Below are 23648 nucleotides of genomic sequence, written 5' to 3' on the forward strand. Positions count from 1 at the left end.
AATGCCTAGATAGCCAGTGTACGCAATTTTAATGACGGGCACTAGGTTGACATCACAGTGTATTTTCACCTTATTGGTTATTGTTAAGCGGCATCATTGTTGCACCTAAGTTAATAGCAAAATATTCGGTAACATCTTGAATTTGCATATTTTAGGAACATAGATTAAGTTATAACCACAATGGAATGAATTAGCACACAGGAGCGTGCCAATGCGATTGATTGCTTTCAGCCTTTTTTGTGCCGGCTTACTTGCTTGCTCAGTGACGCTGCTTGGTGATTTTGGGCAACATCGCCCACTTATCTCTGATTTAGTGACCCAATCTCAAACCCTATCCCCGCAAGTGAAGGGGAAGCTTGCTTTGGGCGGCTCTGAGCTGGCCAATGTCGAAATTACCCGCACCTTATCGGTGGGCGATCAGCAATTCGTTAGCCGCGCGAAAACAGACAGCAGCGGACACTTTTACTTTGCCCCCATGACCACAGAGCACCCTGTTTTTGGCGAGCCTCCTGAGCGCTTATGGCAGGACATCAGTGTGCGCTACCAAGGCCAACAGTACGTGTTATGGTACACCGCCATTGACCATGAATTAGACAACTTCGTGCTACAAGAAACCCTATCGCAGTTGCAGTGTAATTTGCTCTCCGCTGAAAATGAATTCAACATCAGCGATAAGCGCCGCCCTAGCCTGCCTGTGAATGTCTACTCAATATGTGATTTACATGTGCAAAAATCGGCACAAAAAAAAGCCGCTGTTATCAGCGGCTAAGTCGGGGTCTAATCAGAGTTCAAGCAACACATACGTCATTACTTGCCACTCATAGTAAAGCGCCAAAATTGCAAATTCATGACAAGGGTCATATTTTTGCATTTTCTTCGCTCACCACCAAAAATATAGCGGCACTGCAAAGCTAGCGCAGCCTTTTTAGTAAAGTTCAGCCAACATATCATCAGTGTATGGCGTGAGTGGTTTTTGCGCTTTCACTTTGGCGACCAAATCAGGGTTAGCAATAAAAGGACGACCTAAGGCTAGTAAATCGAACTCTTCATTACTGATTGCCTCAGCGCCTTGCTCCGGCGTATAACTGCCAACACCTACCAAGTTCCCGTTATAATGTTTACGTAGATATTGCGAGGCACTGCCGTTGCCACCAAGATAAGGGAAACGCATGCTGTCATCGAAAATACCCAAGTGCAGATACGCAAGGTTTCGATGGTTAAGCTGCTCCAGTAAATAGTCGAACACGGCGGTATCTTGCTCATCACCCTCATCGAGCAGGAAGTACGCCCCAGGGGATAACCGTAAACCAACTTTCGCAGCCCCCACACGCGCGACCACAGCGTCGACCACCTCAAGTGCAAAACGTGCGCGATTGGCAGCATTGCCGCCATAGTTGTCGTTGCGTTGGTTGCTACTGTGGTGCAGGAATTGATCAATCAGGTAGCCATTGGCGCCATGGATCTCAACGCCGTCAAAACCAGCCTCTATCGCGTTTTCTGCCGCTTTAGCATAATCAGCCACAAGCTGTTCGATTTGCGCTTCACTCGCGGCTTTTGGTATTTGGTAACTTAATTCACGCATGCGCGGCACAGTGCCTTCGATACCAATCGCACTGGCACCGAGCACATCTCCTGCAAAAAAGTGTGGATGAGCGACACGGCCAACATGCCATAGTTGGCAAAATATCTTGCCTCCTTGGTCATGCACTTGCTCAGTGACATTGCGCCAACCTTGTATTTGCTCACTGGTGAATATACCCGGGACATTCGGATAGCCCTGGGCATCAGGGCGAATAATCGTGGCTTCACTAATGATCAACCCAGCATCAGCGCGACGAGCATAATAGGCCGCCATTTTTTCCGTTGGTACGAGATTATCATCCGCCATACAGCGCGTAAGCGGCGCCATAAGAATACGATTTTTAAGAGTCAGTTCGTCATTTAAAGCATAAGGTTGTAAAAGAAGATCGGTCATATAAAGCATATTTATTTTTTGAATGTATATTCAACGTATGGATTATTGAATGCTAATTCAAGTAAATATTGAAAATAAATGGTACCATGTTCGTTATCTTAGTTAGCAGCATCATGTCGTTTTTATGCGCAGCGCCGAATTTGACCGAGCCCACGTTTTACAACAAGCCATGCAAACCTTTATGGAGCATGGTTACAGCAAAGCCAGTATGCAAAAACTAACCCAAGCAACGGGGTTGCATCCAGGCTCTATTTATTGCGCATTTGGCAGTAAAAAAGGTCTGTTTATCGAGGCGGTGAGTCACTACCATCAGCAAAAACAACAAGCGTTCGACACCATTTTTAACGCCCAACGCCCGGTTGTTGATAGTTTGCGTGAATTTATCGCCAACACGGTCACTGAGTGCGTGCAAAAGACCTGTGCGAAGGTATGTTTACTCACCCGCTCTTTAAATGAAATTGAAGGCCAAGACCCGGAAGTGGCCAATATTCTTGCACAAAACCTCAAGCAGTTAGAGCAGAACCTAGCTGCGCAAATTCGCCGCGCTCAGCACCAAGGTGAAGCCGTGAACCAAGATGACGCGATGAAGCTAGCGCGCTTTTTGGCCATGGGCATTTACGGCATGCGCACCTATGCGTTTACACAGCCAGATGAAGCCCTGTTAACACAAATGGGCGAACAACTTTTAGCCGCTATTATTGTTGATTAACTTGAAATTCATCGCTATCGCCCATAATACAGCTAATATTCCACATTCAGTGGGGGATGAAACACAATTGACCAAAGCTGACGGCGAAAACCTCTGCACGTAATTGGTTTTGGTGAAATGTGTACCTCTTCACACATTAATAATTAATAGAAGAGTACAATATGACAACACATATACGCTCCGCACTCATCGCCGAAGGCGGTGGACAAAAAGGCATTTTTACCGCCGGCGTACTCGATGCTTTCCTAGAAAAGAAATTTGCGCCCTTCGATTTAAAAGTCGGCGTTTCTGCAGGCGCCCAAAATCTCGCAGCTTACTGTGCTCGGGCACGCCAATATGCACAAACAGCGATTGAGCACCTCACCACAGAGCAACAGTTTTTTCGACCGGCCCGGTTTTTCACCGGTGGTAACGTCATTGACCTAGACTGGTATTTTCATCAAGTTGAGCACAACGGCAAGGTGCGCTTCCCCACTGAGCCTAATAACCTCACCCCAGAGAGTAATTTTTATGCGGTAGCTAGCCACTACGACTCGTTTGAGCCGCATTACTTACATACCTGGCATGAAAATATGTTTGCGCACCTAAAAGCCTCAAGCGCCATCCCATTTCTGTATCGCCCCGGCGTAAAAGTCGAAGGTCATGGCATGATGGATGGCGGCGTTGCCGACCCCCTGCCGGTGCGGTGGGCTCATGAAAAAGGCGCGAAAACCATTTGGGTGATCCGCACAGTTGAAGCTCATGATGATGGCAAGATGCCGGTGTTGGAGAGGCTTAAACCTATTATGAGGCGCATCAACCAATCGCCACGGATGTTTGAAATTTATCATCACTATCAACAGCGTTACGCCGAGGCTGTTGAGTTTATGAGGTCACCACCTGAAGGTGTTAACGTGGTTCAAATAGCCCCAACTCGGCCATTACAATCTATGGTGTTAGGCTCAAGTATCGAGACTTTAGAAGAGGACTATCGCCTCGGTTTTGAAGTTGGCTTAAAAGCAGTCAATCGATGGAAAGAGCCCGAGCCACAACCTGAGGCAGTATAATTAGGCCTCGGGTTGCGCTGCTTATTGTTAAAGCTAAAACATGGTATTGGTATTTTTGGCTTGCTCAGGGATGGCTTGAATGACATCCCAGTGCTCGACAATTTTGCCATTTTCCACACGAAATATATCAACAATGGCACCGCCATTGGGCTGTGGCCAATGGTAACTTTTAACGTGTAATACCACCAAGTCGCCCTCAGCTATCACCCGCACTACCTCACCACTGGGTCCGGCGCTTTTATCTCGTTTAGGTAAGCTGCGCAATAACGCCCGCAGGCCTTCTTTACCATCTGCGACCATGGGGTTGTGTTGAATATAGCGCGGACCTAGGTACTTATCGATATGTGTTGCGTCTTCAGCTAGTACCACATCGGTATAAAAATCAATGACCAGTTGTTTGTTTTTGGTCAGTTGACCTTCAGCCAGTGTACTGGTGCTAAATAAAATCATGAGTGTAATGAGTATTTGCTTCACCGCTGCCTCTTATGCTTGAAAAGTAACCCGTTCCATATTGTAAAATGAGCTTACAGCGCTCGTTTTAAGGGTTGGGTTGCATGTTGCCAGCTTAGAGTAAACTCAAAAACATCCGATGAGCAGTGAATTTCATTAACAGTAGTTTTAATTAATCTGAATGAAATTTATCGACAAAAACCTAGGTCTGAGCGGCGTTTTTAATCATCGCCCTATTAAGTAATGACAGCGCTAGCCATCACCTCCTAAAACGGAGGAAGGTTGAACGGCTAGTCTGCTTGCGCAGTTAGCCATAGGTAATCATGCGGCTTAAAAAGTACGTAAACAATGGCGAGCATAATTCGCGGACCTCGTAAGTTTGAACCTCCGCTTAGCTGCGCCGTCCCTTCTGTTGGCACGTTAATACGCACTTTATTAGAGCGGCACCAGTCCACTTTTAAATAAACTTCTTTTTCGCCTGGTGGCACATCAAACTCAACACTTTCGCCATTACCAATTTTACCCAACGCCTTACCTTCACACATAACCGTGTACTTTCTAGCTCTATCTGCATAGCCACTATCACGACTAATTCGTAGTTTACTCATGGTTTTCCTTAACACCTTAACGGCGACAGTCATCAAAGCCGTGAGTGTAACAAAAATTGCCATGAATAAGGCAAAATGCTTTTAGCTCAGCTATCTATACTTTTCTCTTGCCAAATTCCTGACTCTGTTTGCCCCTGTATTTTGACCTTTGCTACGCAAAATTCAGGTGCTTTACCCTGCTTACGCTGGCGGTGGTAGTCTGATGTAACGCGTTTAATCGTCGGCGTAAGCTGCACAATCGCGATGATATTAACCAGTGTCATCAAGCCTAAGGCCATATCTGCTAGGCTCCACACTTGTTCAAGCTTGGCACTGGCTCCCCATAACATCATCGCCAGATAACTGAGCATGTACAGACCTCTGCCCATGCGGTTGTCCAAGGCAAAAAGGTGCAAGTTACTCTCGGCATAGGCGAAGTTTGCCACCACTGAGGTAAATGCAAACAAGGTGATAGCCGCCGCAACAAAATACACACCGGCATCGGCCATATGCGCGGTCATGGCATTCTGAGTGAGGCGAATGCCCTCCATATCGCCGCTGATGGGGATATCCGCCAGTAATATAATCACCGCCGTGCAGCTGCATAGCACTATGGTGTCGAAAAACACCCCTAGCATTTGTATATACCCTTGTGTGGCTGGGTGATTCGGCGTTGGTGCTGCCGCACCCGCTGCGTGGGGAACACTCCCGGCTCCAGCCTCATTGGAATAAAGGCCGCGCTGAATGCCATTTTTAATCGCCGCTCCGAGCGCCCCAGCTCCCGCTTCTTGCAGGCCGAACGCACTGTGCAAAATATCACTGAGCATCGCCGGCACCCGTTCAAAACTGACCATCGTCACTACCACTGCGCTAAACACAAAAACTAACCCCATTAGCGGCACCACCCGCTCTGCGAAACGGGCAATGGCCTTAAAGCCGCCGGCGATGATACTGCCTGTGACTAAGGTGATAACCAAACCGGTATAAAATCGGTCCACGCCAAAGGCATGATGCAACGCATCGGTGATAGTGTTGGTTTGCATGGCACTAAAGCTAAAGCCATAACCGAGAAACAAACACAGCGCAAAGGCAATGGCTAGCCATTTTTGCCCCAACCCCATTTGAATGTAGTACGCAGGGCCGCCGCGAAACTCGCCTTGGCTATCACGTACTTTATATACTTGCCCTAGTACGCTTTCGGCAAAACCGGTGGCCATACCGAGTATGGCAATCACCCACATCCAAAACACCGCACCACTGCCGCCCAAAGAAATAGCCACTGCCACCCCGGCGAGGTTGCCAGTGCCGACACGAGCACTTAGGCCGGTGCACAGCGCTTGAAATGAGCTTATCTGGTTTTTGTGAGCGTGTGTGCTGGTTCTTAATAGCGCAAACATATGGGTAAAATGGGTGAGCTGAATCCCTCTGAGCGAAATCGAAAACCACACACCAGCAAAGAGCAGTAAATAAATAAGGATCTGCCCTTCTCCCCACAACAGCGCATTTACGCTGGCTATCAATGACTCTAGCAATGTTCACTCCAAGTGCTTGTAAAACTGCTTGTTTATATCACTTTATACTAGGCTATGGAGATAAAAATGCGACTTTAGGCGGGATATAATCTAGGAGGCTAAGCCTCCTAGATAGGCAGTAACGCTAAGGTTGAGCGAGTTGACGTTTTACCTCATCACTGTCTTGGTTGGTGTAGTTTTCGGCGCTAAGTCCTAACCAATGTGGCACGGTGGCACTGATGAACACCGATGACCAAGTGCCCACCAGCACACCCACAAACAAGGTGATGGCAAACCCTTGCAGAGGCGGCCCTGCCAACGCCCAGATACTGATAATCGTCGCCAGTGTGGTCATTGAGGTAATAAGTGTACGACTCATGGATGCGGCAATGGCGGTATTGATACTCAGCGCCACTGATTGTGCAGGCTTCGCGCGGACAATCTCACGCACCTTATCACCGATGACAATGGAGTCATTGAGCGAATAGCCAATGATGGCAAGGATGGCAGCTAACACGGTTAAGGTGAAAGGAATGTCAAAAAGCACCAGCACCGCCAGTGTCAGTGCAACGTCATGCACCAACGCCAAGGTGGCCGCCAGCGCTAAACGCCATTCAAAGCGACAGACTAAATACAGCATCACCGCTAGGGTTGCGAATAACAACGCCATCAGCCCCTGGTCGATGAGCTCGTCACCGGCCTGTGCACCTAAAAAGCTGCTATCCAGTAGCACCAATGCGTTGTCACTGACCCAGGTATCGAGCCACTTGGGGTTGCTCTGCCCTTCGCTCGGTGGTTGAAACAATTGGTATTGATTATCACTGTGTGCGCTTAATTGAAACTCGCCACTCAGTAAGCCCTCGAGTTGGCGTTGCAATTGCTGCTGAGTGAGTGTCTCAGGTGCTTGAAATTGATGCACATAACCGCCGGTAAAATCTTGGCCTAACGGCACTCCTTTGATAGCAATCACAGTGCCGGCGAGTACCAACATAAGCATACTAACCGCCATTCCCAAATGGCGTAATTGCGAAAAATACTTAGCCATGACGCACCTCCTTCGGTGCTGCGAACAACCAGTGTGACAAGTAAGAAGACACCAATACACCGCTAAATACACTGGTGAGAATGCCCAGCGCTAACGTAATGGCAAAGCCTTTAACTGGGCCATAGCCCACACCGATAAGCACTAAGGCACTGATAAATGTCGTTAAGTTGGCATCAATAATACTGCTCATCGCGCCTTGATAGCCACGTTTAAGAGCTTGTAAGCGGGTTCTGCCTAAGCGCAGTTCCTCCTTGATACGCTCAAATATAATGACGTTGGTATCCACCGCCATGCCAATAGTCAGCACCAAACCGGCAATCCCAGGTAGCGTTAATACCACGCCGGGTAGCAGTGACATTAGCCCCACCAAAGCAATTAGGTTAATTGCTAATGCAAGGTTGGCGACAACCCCTAAACGCCGGTACCACAGCAGCATAAACGACAATGTTAGCGCTAAGCCCAATAACAAAGCGTTAAAACCGTTCTCTATGTTTTGCTTACCGAGGCTGGGGGTCATGGTTTGCTCTTTGACTATGGTAATGGGTGCTTCTAGTGAGCCTGCGCGCAATACTAAGGCTAAGTCTTGAGCCCGTTGCCAGGTACCCAGCCCGGTAATACTAAAACGTGTTCCCAATGCTTCGTTAATGGTCGCCACAGATATGACCTGCTCGCGCATTCGCACCTCACCTTGAGCATCCGCTACATATTCACTGTACAAGGTAGCCATGGGTTGACCTATGTGCGCACGCGAGAACCGATTAATTTTGTCTCCCCCTGCTGAGGATAGTTGCAACTGTACCATCGGCTGCCCCATTTCATCTCGACCGGCTTGAGCACCGGTGATATCTGCACCCGTGAATATTGCTTTACTCTCTATGGCAATGCTGTGCCCTTGCTCAGTGCGCACCCGCTTACCGCCAATTTCTTGCAGGCCGTGAAAAGAAAGCTGTGCAGTGGCACCAATAATACGCTTTGCTTCACTGGGGTCTTGCACACCGGGTAGCTCAATACGAATAGCCCGCTCGCCTTGGCGTTGCACCACAGCCTCGGTTATACCTAGCTCCTCGATGCGCGAGCGCAAAGTAGCCAACGCTTGTGTCATATCTGCCTGAGCAAATTGCTGTTGCTGCGCATCCAGGTAGCGTAAGGATACTATTTCTAAGCTGCCTTGATGGGCGCTACCGATATCCAGTTTTGGATAGGCCGCCTGCAACTTATCAGCCAATTGCTGTAAGTGTGCTTGGTTAGCTGGCGCTGCCACTAAGCGTACTTCGTTATTTTGCGGCGAGTGTATTTTTATGCCCCGTAAACGCGCTTTAACTCTCAGCGTATTGGCCTCTTCGGCAATGCTCTTTAACCGTGTGGCGAGTGCTTGGTCAGTATCCACTTGCAATACGAATAGCACCCCTCCCCCTAAATCCAGACCGAGCTTCATCGGTGCTAATCCCAAACTTTGAAGCCACTGTGGTGTGCTGCTTTGGCTGACAACTTTGACCTGCTCATGCCCATGCTCACGCAATATACGTGCGGCTTCGACACTGCGTGCGGGATCAGTTAAACGGATATCAAAGCGTTGCTCGCCAGCATCATAGTGCGCCTTTGCGAGGGTAAAACCAGCCTCTGTCAACTGTGTTTTAATATTAACGGTATCGCTGTGGGTGTGCACAGACGCCACATGCACTACAGCATGATCAGGGTAGATATTGGGAAGCGCACTAAGAAAAAGTACTAAAATAACACTAATAACGGTAAATAAGCGCAGCTGTCTGCTCAGCGCCGACGCGCCTTTGACTCGCTCTTGCGAGTGAGGTTGTTGTCTCATTGTGAGTCCTTTTCGCTTGCTCAGCAAGCGTGTTAAATCTTGATTTCGGTATTGATAGAAAGAAGGTCGATTTAACTCAGGACTCGTAGTGAAGCCGGCTACGATAAGTTAAGTTCGCGGCCTGACAGTGATTGATAAGGCCACATTTTTTCTGCTCCCTGGCGATATACCAAGGCTCAAAATGGCTGGCGGGTGGCGCCTTAAAGCGCTGTTTAAACGGCGCAGTGTGCTGCGCCAATGTGTACGCCAGCAAGTAAAGTGGTTGTTGCTCCGGGTGTAAAAAATAGCTGGGGTGAGTACGCATAGCGCGCTCTGGCAATTGCGCGGGGTGCGGTGCTGGGCGCTGGTGCTCTGAGGCGCCATCGGCGCTGACATCATCAAAACTACACTGCATGGGTTCTTGCACCATCAACGAGCAGAGCGGTGATTCGGCTGCTGTGGTATGGGTATGGGCAAGCGCGGATGCACTGCTCAAAAGCAGCGTCATTAACACGATGACCATAATTATACCGTTGCGCATGGGTGCCTTGTACTTATATTTATGCTCGGCCAGTTGCCGACATTGAATGCCTCTTAGAGATAGGGTTGATTTTATCTATTTCAATCCCAGAGATTAAATAACCTTAAAAAGTGAACCACAAACGCTATATAGACGTTTGATTTAGGTACTAAAAATAATTGCTCTAAATAGTTCGACCTTGCTCTTAAGCAAAATCGAATCATGCCAATGGAGGCCCAATGAGTAGCACAACTTTTGACGACGCAGTGACACGATTAAAACGCATCGGGGATGCCATCCAGTGCTCACAACAAGTTCTCAACACGCTCAGTCACGCGCAGGCAATGATGCACGTGAACGTTGAAGTGCGTATGGATGATGGCCATGTTCAGTATTTCCCTGGCTACCGTTGCCAGCACAACAATGTGCTCGGCCCGACCAAAGGCGGTATTCGCTTTCACCCCGAAGTTGACAGCGAAGAGGTACAAGCCTTAGCGCTGTGGATGACGCTCAAATGCGCTGTCGTCGATATTCCATTTGGAGGCGCTAAAGGCGGTGTGAGTGTCGACCCGAAAACCTTATCTCCTTTTGAACTTGAACGCTTATCACGCGCCTATGTGCGCTCTATGGCCGATTTTATTGGCCCTGAGCGTGATATTCCAGCACCGGATGTGTATACCAATGCCCTTATTATGGGCTGGATGATGGATGAGTATGAAAAAATTACCCGAGTTAAGAATCCCGGCGTGATCACCGGTAAACCATTGGCTCTCGGCGGCAGTATTGGCCGCGACGATGCCACTGGGCGCGGCGCTTACCTATGTATTAAAGAATTAGAAAAACGTGACAATCTCGACCCTCAGCAAACCACAGTGGCAGTGCAAGGCTTCGGTAACGGCGGTTATCATGTTGCCCGTTTACTCGCCAACGATGGCTATAAAGTGGTGGCCGTTAGTGACTCTAAAGGAGCTATTTATCGCCAAGAAGGTCTCAACGTTGATAGCGTCTATCAGCAAAAGCAAGAACATAAAGAGCTTAAAGCGGTCTATTGTGAAGGCTCAGTGTGTGAAAGTCAGGACTACGACACCCTCTCCAATGAGGAGCTGCTGCACTGCGATGTCGATATTTTAATTCCCGCTGCACTAGGCGGCGTGATCACCGCTGATAATGCTGAGCAAGTTAAAGCACGATATATCGTTGAGATAGCTAATGGCCCAGTGACCAGTGATGCCGACAGTATACTAAAACAACAGGGTGTCATTGTGATCCCTGATATTTTGGCCAACGCCGGTGGTGTGACTGTCAGCTACTTCGAGTGGGTACAAAACCGCTGCGGTTACCAATGGTCGCGCGAGCGGGTTGAGCAAGAGCTAGAGCAAGTGATGCGCCGTGCATTTGCGCGCGCTAACGAGCAAGTACAGCGCCAAGAACTCGATTTTCGCGATGCGGTCTATGCCGTCGCACTCAAGCGTCTCAGTGACGGTATTGAAGCACATGGCACGCCCGATTATTTTAATGGCGAGTGAACATCCGACAGGTAAGCTCGACTAACTGGTCGAGCTTTTCTTTTTCCACCGGCGGTTTCCACTTGATGAGCTGCTCCCAATATGCCAACTTTTTCATGCCCCCGTAGAACACGGCAGCAGCGATTTCGGCGGGCGTTTCACCCAAAGCACCTTGCTGCTGCGCCTCATAAAACCATGAGTGCAAACCTTGCTCAAAACTTTGAAACCGCTCTTGCAGCTTGGCCGCGCGCTTTTTCGAACGCAACGATTCAATCATAACAATACGCGACAGGGTCAGGTAGTCTTTGTCTTGTGTCAATCGTAAGCCGACATGGGCCTGTGCTTGCAATTGCTCTTTTATCGGGGTTTGCGCGCAAAAATGGTTTTCTTGCAGTGGACGAATACGCTCTATGAGTAGGTCCACCACACCATCAAATAAATGCTCTTTACTGGAGTAATATTTATACAACGTGCGCTTTGATACCTTTGCCTTGCCCGCCACCGCTTCCATAGTGGTACCTGCAAGGCCGTGTTGTGCAAATAATGCGATAGCAGCGGTGATCACCGCCTGCTGCTTATTACTACTCATATTCCGCCCCTCAACGATTTGCTGCGCAGTATAACGGAACCAATGATTATTCGCAGCAATAGTAAACGAAGATGTATACCTGAGATGAAAATAAGTATACACTTTCGTTTACTCAGTGCTAACACCCGTAATTAAATATGTAAAAATTTTCGGCTGTCATCTACACTGAGCGTTGGCGGTCGTGCCACGATTTGTGTCTTCAATGTTGTGCTCATGCACAGTAATGCCGATACACTTGAGCGCATGACATGCACCAAAAAAAGCCTGCGCCCGCATAGAATAACCGCGAATTGTCACCTCGGTGTGGCTTGGCAACTCGCCTGCGAGAGCACGCTATAACAACGTCTGACCCATATCATTCAATTTGCAAAGGGAAACGCTTCACTCATGCGTCGTTATTCTATTACTACTGTATTACGTCCAGTTACACTGGTGTTCAGCTCTTTATTATTGTTAAGTGCCTGTGAGCAGCCAGCACAACAATCACAAGGGGGCATGCCTAATGCCCAAGTCGAAACTATTACCGCCAAAGCGGTGGATGCGCCTTTTATTATCTCTGTACCAGCCACGGTATCAGGCTCGAAAGAGGTGGAGATACGTGCTCGGGTCAGTGGCGTGTTGGAATCTCGAAACTTCTCTGAAGGTCAAACGGTCGATGCCGGCCAATCCCTGTTCACTATTGACCTTGCCCCCTACCAGCTCGCTTATGAGCAAGCCCAAGCGGCTGTCAATGCCGCTCAAGCGCGGTTAGAGCAAGCGCAGCGAGAAACCAAGCGGCTGAAAAAGTTACGCGAAGACAAATCAGTATCACAGCGCGATTATGATAACGCCATTTCCAGTGTTCAAATCGCCACCGCTGATTTACAAGCCAGCAAAGTGCAGCTGCGTGAGGCTAAATTAAACTTGGACTATGCCCAAGTCAAAGCTCCCGTTGCCGGGGTAATGGGCCGAGAGTTAGTCTCTGAGGGCACCTTCGTGCCAGGGCCCGAGTTACTGCTGACCTATATTACCGAATTAGACCCTGTCAGAGTGCGTTTTGGTCTCTCAGAACGTGAGCAACTTATGATGCGCCAGGCACAGAAAAAGGGCGAATTGAGCTTACCTGAAGACGGCCAATGGCAAACACGCCTACGTTTGCAAGACGGCAGTGAGTACCATCACGGTGGCGAGGTTAACTTTACTGATGTGCGCATCAATCCTAATACCGGCACCTCAGAGTTTCAGGCTATTGTGCCAAATCCTGAGTTTAGTTTGCGCCCTGGTCAGTTCGTGCAAGTAGAACTTATCGGCGCGGTGCGTAACAACACCTTCGTGGTGCCCCAACGTGCGGTGTTGGATAATGGCACCGGCAAGTTTGTGTATGTTGTCGGCAAAAATGAACAAGGTGCAACCATCGCTCGTCCCGCTCCAGTGCAGGTGGGCGAGTGGTATCGTAAACAAAACGGTGACAAGACTGAGAACCTATGGATTATTCGCAGCGGCATTAATGCCGGAGATGAAATTGTTGTCGAAGGCATGGCGCGCATTTTCTTCCCAGGTATGCCCATTACCGTGTCTAATCAGCAACAGCAGGGATAAGCAGCATTATGTTCTCTCGTTATTTTATTGATAGGCCGATTTTTGCTTTTGTGATCAGCATTGTCATTGTCCTTGCTGGTTTAGCTGCCATGCGTGCCCTACCCATAGCTCAGTATCCGGAAATTGCCCCTCCTGTAGTGCAAGTCACAGCCAGTTATCCTGGCGCTTCCGCCGAAGTTTTGGAGCAAACAGTGGCGGCGCCAATCGAAAATGCCATTACTGGTGTTGAGGGCATGATGTATATGTCTTCAACCTCCAGCAGCGCCGGCGCAACCACCATCGAGGTGACCTTTGAAATCGGCACTGATGTCGACCAAGCCGCTGTGGATGTGAACAACCGCGTGAAACAGGTTGAGGCTCGCTTACCAGAGGAGACTCGACGGCAAGGCGTGGTGGTGCAAAAGGGCTCGTCGAGCTTTTTGCAAGTGCATGCGTTTTACTCCCCTGACGGGTCACGCTCGTCATTGTGGACGTCGAACTATGTCACCCTTAACATTCTCGATCGTATTAAACGCATCCCTGGCACTACCAATGTACAAATATTTGGCGCTAAAGATTACGCCATGCGAATCTGGTTACGCCCTGACTTAATGAGCCAATTGGGCGTCACCGTGGATGAAGTGGCCAATGCGATTCGGGTGCAAAACTCGCAATATGCGGCGGGTAAAATTGGTGCGACCCCGACTTCCAAGTCACCGCAATCTTTGGTTTATAGTGTCACCGCTCGCGGGCGCATGTCTGAGCCACAAGAATTCGAGAATATTATTGTCCGCTCGAATCCCGACGGCAGCAGCCTACGCCTTAAAGACGTTGCGCGAGTTGAGCTCGGCTCCAAGGATTACAACTTTAACGGCACCGTCAATGGCAAAGAAGCGGTGCTGTTGGGGATATTTCTGCAGCCCGGCGCAAACGCGCTGGACGTAGCCAAAGAAGTCAACGGCGTGATGGCTGAGTTCAAACCGCAGTTCCCTATGGGTCTTGAGCATGTGGTCTCTTACGACACCACCCGCTTTGTCGAGGTGTCCATTCGTGAGGTGGTAAAAACCCTGGCCGAAGCCATGCTATTGGTATTTCTGGTGGTGTTCTTATTTTTACAGAACTGGCGTGCCACACTTATCCCTACATTAGCGGTCCCGGTCTCGTTATTAGGCACCTTTGCTGGCATGTATATGTTGGGTTATTCCATCAATACGCTAACGCTATTTGGCATGGTGTTATCTATAGGTATTGTGGTTGATGACGCCATCGTGGTGCTTGAAAATGTTGAGCGCATTATGCACGAAGAGCATGTCAGTGCTCACCAAGCAGCTATCAAGGCGATGCGAGAGGTTTCTGGGCCAGTGGTAGCCATTGTTTTGGTGCTGTGTTCAGTGTTCGTGCCGATTGCTTTTCTGGGTGGGCTAACTGGTGAACTTTTCCGCCAATTTGCGATTACCATCTCTATCTCTGTGAGTCTCTCTGGTGTGGTGGCGTTAACCATGACTCCGGCGCTGTGTGTGATGATTTTAAAGCATGAGCACAAACAAACAGCCGGTTTCTTTATTTGGTTTAATAAGTTCTTCAGCGCTGTGACCCATAAGTATGTGGGCGCCGTAGGGTTTATGGTGCGTCGTGGCGTGCTTGGGCTGGTGTTAATGATAGCCATGGTCAGCGCAACCGTTGGCATTTGGCAAAAAACGCCGAGCTCCTTGGTGCCCGATGAAGATCAAGGCTTCTACATTGCCGCTGTTTTTCTACCGGATGGTTCATCACTAGAGCGCACCGCAGCGGTGGTTGACGAAGTGGTCGCGGCGGTTAAATCCAACCCAGCCAACGAAAATGTCGCCGCTTTTACTGGCTTTGACTTTATCGGGGGCGGCTATAAAAACTCCGCCGCAACCTTATTTGTTACGCAAACCCATTGGGATGACCGCGAGGTCGATACCAAGGCCTTAGTGGCAGAGTTGTTTGGCAAAACCGCACACATCAATGAAGCCTTAGTGCTGGCTTTTAACCCCCCCGCTATCTTCGGCTTAGGCACCACCGGTGGTTTTGAGTTTTACATTCAAAATAAAGGCGCAGGTGGCCCAGAAAAGCTTCAACAAGCCATGCAGCTGGTTATGAATGAAGCACAAAAAAGCCCGATTGTCGGCAGTGTGCAAACCTTGTGGCGCCCCGACGCTCCACAGCTAAAAGTGGATATAGACCGGGAGCAAGCGCGAGCTATGGGAGTCAATATTAATGATGCTTTCAATACGCTGGCCGGTACGCTGGGCACTTACTATGTCAATGATTTCAATAAGTTTGGACGTGCATGGCAAGTATTGATGTCTGCTGATGCCGAATATCGTATGCAGCCGCAAGATATAGGCCGAATTTACGTCAAGAGTCACTCTGGTGACATGGTGCCGATGTCGGCTTTCACCACGGTGGAATTTACCCGAGGGCCGGATAGCTTGAGTCGGTATAATAATTTACCCGCCGTAAAGTTACTCGGTGAAGCTGCGCCAGGTTACAGCTCCGGACAAGCGATTGCCGAAATCGAACGTATCGCCGAGCAAGTGCTGCCAGCGGGTATGACCTATGACTGGACCGGCACCGCGTTTCAAGAAAAACGCAGTTCTGGCACCACCGGATTAGCATTAGGATTAGCGGTGATCATGGTGTTTTTGATTCTTGCAGCCTTATACGAGCGTTGGTCTTTGCCCTTGTCGGTGATGCTGGCTTTGCCTTTTGGTACCTTTGGCGCACTGATTTCAATTTGGGTGGCAGGGCTCACAAATGATGTCTACTTCCAAATTGGTCTGGTCACCCTACTGGGCTTAGCGGGCAAAAACGCCATTTTGATTGTTGAGTATGCCTTGCTCAAACATCAGCAAGGTTGGAGCGCTGCCGCCGCCGCATTAGAAGCAGCCCGGCTGCGTTTTCGCCCCATAATTATGACCTCACTGGCGTTTATTCTTGGCGTTGTGCCCTTAGTGTTGAGCTCTGGTGCTGGCGCCGGTGCCCGCCACAGTGTGGGAACCGGGGTGATGGGCGGGATGATGGCCGCGACCTTCCTAGCCGTGTTCTTTGTTCCACTGTTCTTCTATTGGCTTACTGAGCGCCGAATTGGTGAAAAACGCTCACGCCAAGCGCTGAGCGAGGAAATCGCAGCGCAGCATAAAAAGGAGCAGGTAGAAACTGACGAAGGCCTACTGTAGCCTGCCAAAAAGTCTCTCAAAGGCGCTGTTATAGCGCCTTTTCTTTTCAAACGTTGCAATGACAGCTACTATAGAAAAATCAGCAAGTTAAAACTTACTTTCGACAGTAGGGTAAGACTTAATAGCAGCGCTGCTCATAGTGCTGTGCAACAATGACTGTGCCGACAAGGTCTTTTAAGTAATGTGGTTGAGATAAGTGAGCAACATGAGCAATGAAAAAAGCGAGTTATTCGCCGAGTTTTTTCAAATTCAAGAAAGCGTGAATGTCGTCGTAGAGAGCATAGAATCCGCCCTCGTTCCCACCGACGCCGACGCTCTAGAGCGCGATATCCCGCCGCTTTTTCGGCTCGCCAATGAAGTCAATACGCTCGAACAATCAGCGCTTCGACCGCTGCGACTGCTCGGTGAAACCGCCAATGAACTCGCCCACTACTTATCACTGCAGTCCCGTAAAATCGATCTTATTCTTAGCCATATTTTGATGCAGGAAAGTACCGACCAACCCAATGAACGCTGCCAAAGCTATGGTGGCTCAGGGTTTACCTTACGACGTGAACAGCCAATGGAGGTTGGCCAGTATGTGCGGTGTAAATTGTTTTTAGAGCAAGAGGCCGCCGCCATCTATTGCTATGGCGAAGTCATTGAGGTTGATACCCAAGACGATGGCTGTTTGCACAAGATTCTTTTTGCTACCATTCGCGAGCAAGACCAAGAGCTTCTCGTACGTGCCAGTTTACACGCTCAGACTCGACAACTGAAAAAGCGCCATGAACAGCAACGCGAAAATTAACGCTTAGATACCTACCCGTTTCTGGCGGTGCTCTATGATAATAATTCCGCGCCTTATTTAGCTGACATTCAAGCTGTAAGTGCTAAACTAGCGGCTTGTTTTTCTGTGATTCATTGAAATGACGTTTAGACTCCTCCCTGAGTGGCATCAGCAGGATGCCGTGATGTTAACCTGGCCGCATTCGAATACTGATTGGGCGGCGAATTTGGCGGCTGTTGAGAGCGTGTATTTAGCGCTGTGCGATCATATTAGCCAACGTCAAGAGCTGCTTATCGTTGTCGACAATGAAGCCCTTGAAGCCCATATCCGCGCGCGATTGACAGCACAACACACCAATTTGAATCAGGTGCGTTTTGTCCGCGCTCAGTGCAACGATACCTGGGCGCGCGATCATGGCCCACTGACCTTAAGTGATGGCAAGCAGTTAAAAGCCCTCGACTGTCAGTTTACCGCTTGGGGCGGTAAATATGCAGCCGAGAAAGACAACGCCATTAACCAGCAAGTATTCGCTCAGGCCCTTAGCGCTCAAGTAAACGTAGAGCGCAGCGAATTTATCCTTGAAGGCGGCGCCGTTGAAATCAACGAGCATGGGGTGCTGTTGAGTACCCGTCAATGTGTTCACAATGAGAACCGCAACCAACAGTTATCGGCCGCACAAATCGACAGCACCTTAGCGCAACTACTAGGAGCACAAAAAATCCTGTGGTTAGAGCACGGCTACTTAGCTGGTGATGATACCGACTCCCACATTGATACTTTAGTGCGTTTTGCTCCAAATAATGTGCTGGTTTACGTGCATTGTGACGACCCTAACGATGAGCACTATCAGGCTTTGGGCGCGATGCGTGAGGAGCTCGTGGCACTCAGAGGGCTCGATAATGAGCCTTATCACCTTATTGCCCTCCCCTGGCCCAGGCCCATCACCAACGCCGAGGGTCAGCGCTTACCGGCCACCTATGCGAATTATTTAATTATCAATGGCGCGGTGTTGGTGCCAACCTATAACGACCCACATGATGCCGTGGCGCTTAAGCAAATCGCCAAGGCGTATCCTGAGCGTGAGGTGATCGGTATCGATTGTCGCGCGCTGATTGAACAATTTGGCAGCTTACACTGTATAACCATGCAACTACCGCATGGCTTTTTGGAGGAACGATGAGCGCCCCAACCCAACAATCATTGCGCGTTGCCTTGGTGCAACAGCAAAATACCGCCGAGCGTGATTACAACCTAACACAGTCTATTAACGGCATTCGTGAAGCAGCCGCGCAAGGCGCCCAACTGGTGGTCCTGCAGGAGCTTCATACTGGCTTATATTTTTGTCAAAGCGAAGATGTCGAGCAATTTGATTTGGCTGAGACCATACCTGGTCAGAGCACGCAAGTCTTTGGCGAGCTTGCAATAGAGCTTGGGGTGGTGATTGTTGCCTCACTGTTCGAGCGTCGCGCAGCCGGCTTGTACCACAACACCGCCGTGGTGCTGGAAACGGATGGCAGTATTGCTGGTAAGTATCGCAAAATGCATATTCCTGATGACCCCGGGTTTTATGAGAAGTTTTACTTCACGCCCGGTGATTTAGGGTTTGAGCCAATAAAAACCTCGCTTGGCACCTTAGGGGTGTTGGTATGTTGGGATCAATGGTTTCCAGAGGCAGCGCGATTAATGGCTACTAAAGGTGCCGAAATCTTGATTTATCCGACCGCCATTGGCTGGGATAAAAATGATGACGTTGCTGAGCAACAACGCCAGCAAGATGCCTGGGTTATTTCCCAGCGCGCCCACGCAGTGGCCAATGGTGTCTATGTTATCAGTGCCAACCGCACCGGCTTTGAGGCCGATCCAAGCGGCCACAGCGCCGGGATCGAATTCTGGGGTCACTCATTTATCGCCGGGCCGCAGGGTGAGTTACTGGCCACGGCCAGTGATGATAAACCCGAAGTATTAGTGGCAGAGCTCGATTTACAGCGCGGCGAAAAAGTCCGTCGTATTTGGCCCTACCTACGCGATCGCCGCATCGACCACTATGATGATTTAACCAAACTTTATCGCGATTAAAACGGAGTATTCCATGCAGTTAGCGCAGTTCATTGAATTGCCTTGGGTAAAGACACAACAAGACAAAATAAAGTGGGGCCAGCTACATGGCAGTGCCCTCGCTCTAAGCATTGGCGAAGCGGTTAAGCAACATCAGCAGTTAGTGGTGTTAGTGACACCGGACACCCCCAGTGCGTTGAAGCTAGAGCATGAATTACATGCTACCTTGAGCCGTGATGAAGTGATGGTGTTTCCTGATTGGGAAACATTGCCTTATGATCATTTCTCACCTCATCAAGACATTGTCTCTACCCGGCTGCATACCCTCAGTCGTTTGAACAATATCAGCCACGGCGTGCTGATTGTGCCCGTTGCCACACTCATGCTGCGTGCAGCGCCGAAAGAATTTATTTACGGCAATGCCATTGTTTATCAGGTTGGTGACACGCTTAACATCGACAAGCTACGCAAACAGCTTGATGATGCCGGTTACATCCATACTCAGCAGGTGATGGCCCATGGTGAGTATGCGGTGCGCGGCTCGGTGGTCGACTTATTCGCAATGGGTCAAAACGCGCCTGTACGTTTTGATTTGTTCGACGATGAAATAGACAGCATGAGTCACTTTGATGTCGACAGCCAGCGCTCTAGCGATAATATAAGCCACATCAATTTATTACCGGCGCATGAATTTGGCACCACGGATAGCGACATTGAACGTTTTCGTATCCAATACCGCGAGGCTTTTGGTGCCAGTGCCGAGCAAGACTCGGTATATATGCAAGTCAGCAAAGGCGCCCTGCCCGCTGGTATTGAGTACTACCTGCCGCTATTTTTTGAGCACTTGGGCACCTTATTTGATTATCTACCCGAGCAAGCGGTATTTATGCATATGGGCGATACCCAACATGGTGCCCAGCAGTTTTTAGATGATGTGCACAGTCGCTATGAAAGCCGCAAGGTGGACCCTCTGCGACCGCTGTTACCACCTAACCAGCTCTACTTGCCCATTGAAGAGTTAAACCAACAGTGCAAAGCCTATCCGCGCATTGATTTATCGCAAGCGAAGCTGCCAACCAAAGCCGGCTACTTTAATCTTCCCTGCGAGCCGTTGCCCGAGGTACGCATAGATCATAGTAAGCAGCCTCCCTATGGCGCCTTTTTAGATTATGCCGTAGAGCAAAAACGCCAAGGCGCGCGTATCGTGCTGTGCGTAGAATCCGATGGCCGCCGTGAAGCGCTACTAACGTTGCTCAAACCCAGCGGCTTGAAAATCCGCGCCTTTGATACCTTGGCACAATGCCTAGACAGCGACGCGGATATTTCTTTACTAGTGGCACCTTTTGAGCAAAGCGTGGTGCTAACTCACAATGCCCGTGTCAGTTTAATCACCGAACAAGAACTGCTCGGGATCCGCGTGTCACAACGCCGCCGCCGTAAACATAAACACCAGGCCAGCAGTGATGCACTGATCCGCAACTTAGCAGAACTCAAAGAAGGTCAGCCAATCGTTCATTTAGACCACGGTGTGGGCCGCTATGTGGGCTTAGAAACGTTGGACGCAGCAGGTGTTGCCACGGAATTCGTCACCATCATGTATGCCAATGACGCCAAGCTTTATGTACCGGTATCGGCATTGCATATGCTCAGTCGTTATTCCGGGGGAGAAGAAGCCAGCGCGCCATTACATAAACTTGGCTCTGATGCTTGGGAGAAAGCCAAACGCCGCGCTGCCGAGAAAGTCCGTGATGTGGCCGCTGAGCTGCTCGATATTTATGCCAAACGCCAAGCTAAGCCAGGCTATAAGTTTGCTCTCGATGATGCCGGTTATCGACAATTCAGCGATAATTTTGTGTTTGAGGCCACCGACGATCAGCAAAATGCTATTGATGCCGTGCTCAGCGATATGCAAAGCAAAAATGCCATGGATCGCTTGGTCTGTGGTGATGTCGGTTTTGGTAAAACCGAAGTGGCGATGCGCGCAGCCTATACTGCCGTTGCCGATTCTAAGCAAGTGGCGGTATTGGTGCCCACCACACTGTTGGCGCAGCAGCACTTTGAGAACTTCCGTGACCGCTTTGCCGACTTCCCTGTGGAAGTCGATATTTTGTCACGGTTCAAATCCACGAAAGAGCAAAATGCCACCTTAGCCAAAATAAAAGATGGCCAAGTCGATATTGTTATCGGCACCCATAAGTTGTTGCAAGAAAACATTAAGTTCGCCGACCTTGGTTTACTTATTGTCGATGAAGAGCACCGTTTTGGGGTGCGCCAGAAAGAAAAAATTAAGGCCCTGCGTGCAGATGTCGATATTCTCACCCTAACGGCCACGCCAATTCCGCGAACCCTAAACATGGCCATGAGTGGCATGCGTGACTTATCCATTATTGCCACGCCGCCGGCCAAACGTTTAGCGGTGAAGACCTTTGTGCGCCAACGAGACGATGACATGATCCGTGAAGCTATTTTGCGGGAAATTAAACGCGGTGGTCAGGTGTATTTCCTCCATAATAACGTTGAAACCATCGAGCGCACTGCCGAGGATATTCGCAAAGTCGTGCCTGAAGCCAGTGTCGCGGTCGCCCACGGTCAAATGCGCGAGCGTGAATTAGAAAGCCTTATGAGTGAGTTTTACCATCAACGCTTTAATGTGTTGGTGTGTACCACCATCATAGAGACCGGCATTGATATCCCCAGTGCCAATACTATTATTATGGACCGCGCGGATCGTCTCGGCTTAGCGCAATTGCACCAGTTGCGTGGGCGCGTCGGCCGCAGCCACCACCAGGCCTATGCCTATTTGCTCACCCCGGGCCCTAAAGCGATGTCGAAAGACGCGCAAAAACGCTTAGAGGCCATCGAGTCCCTTGAAGACCTCGGTGCGGGCTTCACCTTGGCCACCCATGACTTAGAAATTCGCGGCGCCGGTGAACTACTTGGCGATGAGCAAAGCGGGCAAATCCAGACCATCGGGTTTAGCATGTACATGGAGATGTTAGAGCAAGCGGTGGAAGCGCTAAAAAATGGCCAAGAACCCACTTTAGATAAGCTGATTAAATCACACACCGAAGTCGATATTAAACTGGCTGCGCTATTGCCCAATGATTACATCAGTGATGTTAATCTACGCTTGGGGCTTTATAAGCGTATCGCCAGTGCCAGTGATTTTGATGCCCTTGATGAGCTGAAGGTCGAACTTATTGACCGTTTCGGCCTACTCCCTGATGCCACCAAGAATTTATTTGCCGTACAACAACTGAAAATCCGCGCCGGGGCCTTGGGTATCACTAAAGTTGAGGCCAACCCCAAAGGCGGGTACTTTGAATTTAGTGAACAGACCAAGGTTAGCCCCGAGTTTATTATTGGTTTAATTCAAGCTGATCCACAGCACTATAGAATGGAAGGCGCCAATCGGTTACGCTTTATGATTGATGAAGCCAATGCTCAAGAGCGCTTAAAACTGATCACCGCGATGATTGCGGATTTCGAAGCCAAGGTAGGAAGTAAATGATAAGAATAATGGCCACGCTGATGGCAGCCTGTTTTAGTAGCCTGAGTTACGCCGCCGATGGGCGCTGGTTCGAAATTGAGGTGTTGGTGTTTAGCCAACCTGATGCGTTAATCAGTGAGACCTTAGCGAATGACAATGCCAAGCTCGATGATTATCACAGTAATGACGATATTATCACTGAGGGCTATATCACGACGCTCACCAAGCAGTGCTTAGCGGGGCAGATTGACCCACCCACTACGCCTGCCAAACCTCTGCTTGCAAGTGACAACCAAGTATCCGCAGCGTGTGAATACAGCAAAGAGGATTTTAGCGCACTGACCCGTTTACCTCAGGTCGTCGATGGTGAGGTGTATGAACATACCGACACGCCTTATGTGCTAGCCCAATCGCAATTGCAATTTAGCGATAAGCGTGATCAACTGGCGCGCATCGGTAGGCAAGTGCTTTTGCACACAGGTTGGCGCTTTCCTGGGCAGTCGAAACGAACGGCCCCTAAATTCCGTTTGTACGGGGGTGAGCTAATTGCTCGAGTGCCAAAAAATGTGCCTAATAGCGCAGATTTTTTGAGCCCAATACGTCCGGAATATAACTTAATTTGGCAGTTAGATGGCTTTTTAAAGGTACATCTAAACCATTACCTCTATATTACCTCGGCGTTAACATTGCGTCAGACTGGGGATACAGAAACACACTTGAGTGGCGAGTTTTCGCAATTTCGTCGTGTTATTTCCGGCGAAATCCATTATTTTGACCACCCACAACTAGGCATGCTGGTGCAAATAAGGCGCTTTAACCATTAATTCAATGTGAGG

19 protein-coding genes are annotated in these 23648 nt (G+C 49.4%); 11 read left to right on the forward strand and 8 right to left on the reverse strand.

Features of this window, described 5'->3' with window-relative positions; genetic code table 11:
* Positions 1-211 precede the first annotated feature (211 nt).
* Positions 212-769 (forward strand): DUF6795 domain-containing protein, encoded by a 558-nt coding sequence (locus MHM89_RS03180; protein WP_022943770.1) that lies wholly within the window; start codon positions 212-214, stop codon positions 767-769.
* A gap of 156 nt (positions 770-925) precedes the next feature.
* Here the strand turns inward: MHM89_RS03180 and MHM89_RS03185 are convergent, their stop codons facing one another.
* Positions 926-1975, reverse strand: a complete 1050-nt coding sequence (locus MHM89_RS03185; RefSeq protein ID WP_239408054.1) for an alkene reductase — start codon at positions 1973-1975, stop codon at positions 926-928.
* Between the two features lie 124 nt (positions 1976-2099).
* On the opposite strand from MHM89_RS03185, the gene MHM89_RS03190 reads away from it, so the two are divergent.
* Positions 2100-2684: a TetR/AcrR family transcriptional regulator gene (locus MHM89_RS03190; protein ID WP_022943767.1), complete on the forward strand. Its 585-nt coding sequence runs from the start codon at positions 2100-2102 to the stop codon at positions 2682-2684.
* 161 nt (positions 2685-2845) lie between these two features.
* The gene (locus tag MHM89_RS03195) at positions 2846-3730 is read left to right on the forward strand and encodes a patatin family protein (protein WP_022943766.1); all 885 of its coding nucleotides are present in this window, start codon (positions 2846-2848) and stop codon (positions 3728-3730) included.
* A gap of 33 nt (positions 3731-3763) precedes the next feature.
* On the opposite strand, the gene MHM89_RS03200 is transcribed toward MHM89_RS03195, so the two are convergent.
* The 6 genes from MHM89_RS03200 to MHM89_RS03225 form a co-directional block, all read right to left on the reverse strand.
* Positions 3764-4204: a nuclear transport factor 2 family protein gene (locus tag MHM89_RS03200; protein ID WP_212750967.1), complete on the reverse strand. Its 441-nt coding sequence runs from the start codon at positions 4202-4204 to the stop codon at positions 3764-3766.
* 266 nt (positions 4205-4470) lie between these two features.
* The gene (locus MHM89_RS03205) at positions 4471-4788 is read right to left on the reverse strand and encodes a hypothetical protein (protein ID WP_022943764.1); all 318 of its coding nucleotides are present in this window, start codon (positions 4786-4788) and stop codon (positions 4471-4473) included.
* A gap of 86 nt (positions 4789-4874) precedes the next feature.
* Positions 4875-6299, reverse strand: a complete 1425-nt coding sequence (locus MHM89_RS03210) for an alanine/glycine:cation symporter family protein (protein ID WP_138547182.1) — start codon at positions 6297-6299, stop codon at positions 4875-4877.
* Positions 6300-6423: 124 nt separating this feature from the next.
* Positions 6424-7323, reverse strand: coding sequence for a protein translocase subunit SecF (gene secF / locus MHM89_RS03215; RefSeq protein WP_138547181.1), 900 nt, complete (start codon positions 7321-7323; stop codon positions 6424-6426).
* Positions 7316-9145 (reverse strand): protein translocase subunit SecD, encoded by a 1830-nt coding sequence (gene secD, locus MHM89_RS03220; RefSeq protein WP_239408055.1) that lies wholly within the window; start codon positions 9143-9145, stop codon positions 7316-7318. Before secD ends, secF begins: the two co-directional genes overlap by 8 nt.
* A gap of 76 nt (positions 9146-9221) precedes the next feature.
* The gene (locus MHM89_RS03225; protein WP_239408056.1) at positions 9222-9647 is read right to left on the reverse strand and encodes a hypothetical protein; all 426 of its coding nucleotides are present in this window, start codon (positions 9645-9647) and stop codon (positions 9222-9224) included.
* Positions 9648-9883: 236 nt separating this feature from the next.
* Between MHM89_RS03225 and MHM89_RS03230 the strand changes: the two genes are divergently transcribed.
* Positions 9884-11170: a Glu/Leu/Phe/Val dehydrogenase gene (locus MHM89_RS03230; protein ID WP_138547178.1), complete on the forward strand. Its 1287-nt coding sequence runs from the start codon at positions 9884-9886 to the stop codon at positions 11168-11170.
* Here the strand turns inward: MHM89_RS03230 and MHM89_RS03235 are convergent.
* On the reverse strand, positions 11157-11738 hold the full coding sequence (locus MHM89_RS03235; RefSeq protein ID WP_022943758.1) for a TetR/AcrR family transcriptional regulator: 582 nt from the start codon (positions 11736-11738) through the stop codon (positions 11157-11159). The genes MHM89_RS03230 and MHM89_RS03235 overlap by 14 nt on opposite strands.
* Positions 11739-12125: 387 nt before the next feature.
* Here MHM89_RS03235 and MHM89_RS03240 point away from each other — a divergent pair, with 387 nt between their 5' ends.
* The 7 genes from MHM89_RS03240 to MHM89_RS03270 all read left to right on the forward strand — a co-directional run bounded on the left by MHM89_RS03240 (position 12126) and on the right by MHM89_RS03270 (position 23636).
* Complete coding sequence (locus MHM89_RS03240) at positions 12126-13316, forward strand: efflux RND transporter periplasmic adaptor subunit (RefSeq protein ID WP_045978677.1); 1191 nt, start codon at positions 12126-12128, stop codon at positions 13314-13316.
* An 8-nt stretch (positions 13317-13324) separates the two neighbouring features.
* A complete protein-coding gene (locus MHM89_RS03245; protein WP_138547177.1) occupies positions 13325-16498 on the forward strand; it encodes a multidrug efflux RND transporter permease subunit in 3174 nt (1057 codons plus the stop codon).
* 205 nt (positions 16499-16703) lie between these two features.
* Positions 16704-17288, forward strand: a complete 585-nt coding sequence (locus MHM89_RS03250; protein ID WP_045978675.1) for a PilZ domain-containing protein — start codon at positions 16704-16706, stop codon at positions 17286-17288.
* A gap of 118 nt (positions 17289-17406) precedes the next feature.
* A complete protein-coding gene (locus MHM89_RS03255; protein ID WP_138547176.1) occupies positions 17407-18447 on the forward strand; it encodes an agmatine deiminase family protein in 1041 nt (346 codons plus the stop codon).
* Complete coding sequence (locus MHM89_RS03260; RefSeq protein ID WP_239408057.1) at positions 18444-19343, forward strand: carbon-nitrogen hydrolase; 900 nt, start codon at positions 18444-18446, stop codon at positions 19341-19343. Before MHM89_RS03255 ends, MHM89_RS03260 begins: the two co-directional genes overlap by 4 nt.
* Positions 19344-19356: 13 nt before the next feature.
* Positions 19357-22833: a transcription-repair coupling factor gene (gene mfd, locus MHM89_RS03265; protein WP_045978672.1), complete on the forward strand. Its 3477-nt coding sequence runs from the start codon at positions 19357-19359 to the stop codon at positions 22831-22833.
* Positions 22830-23636 carry a CsiV family protein gene (locus tag MHM89_RS03270; RefSeq protein ID WP_082079271.1) on the forward strand — a complete coding sequence of 269 codons (807 nt, stop codon included), beginning with the start codon at positions 22830-22832 and terminating at the stop codon, positions 23634-23636. Before mfd ends, MHM89_RS03270 begins: the two co-directional genes overlap by 4 nt.
* The last annotated feature ends 12 nt before the right edge of the window (positions 23637-23648 follow it).

The organism is Pseudoalteromonas sp. CNC9-20 (assembly GCF_022347875.1).
Classification (GTDB): domain Bacteria; phylum Pseudomonadota; class Gammaproteobacteria; order Enterobacterales; family Alteromonadaceae; genus Pseudoalteromonas; species Pseudoalteromonas ruthenica.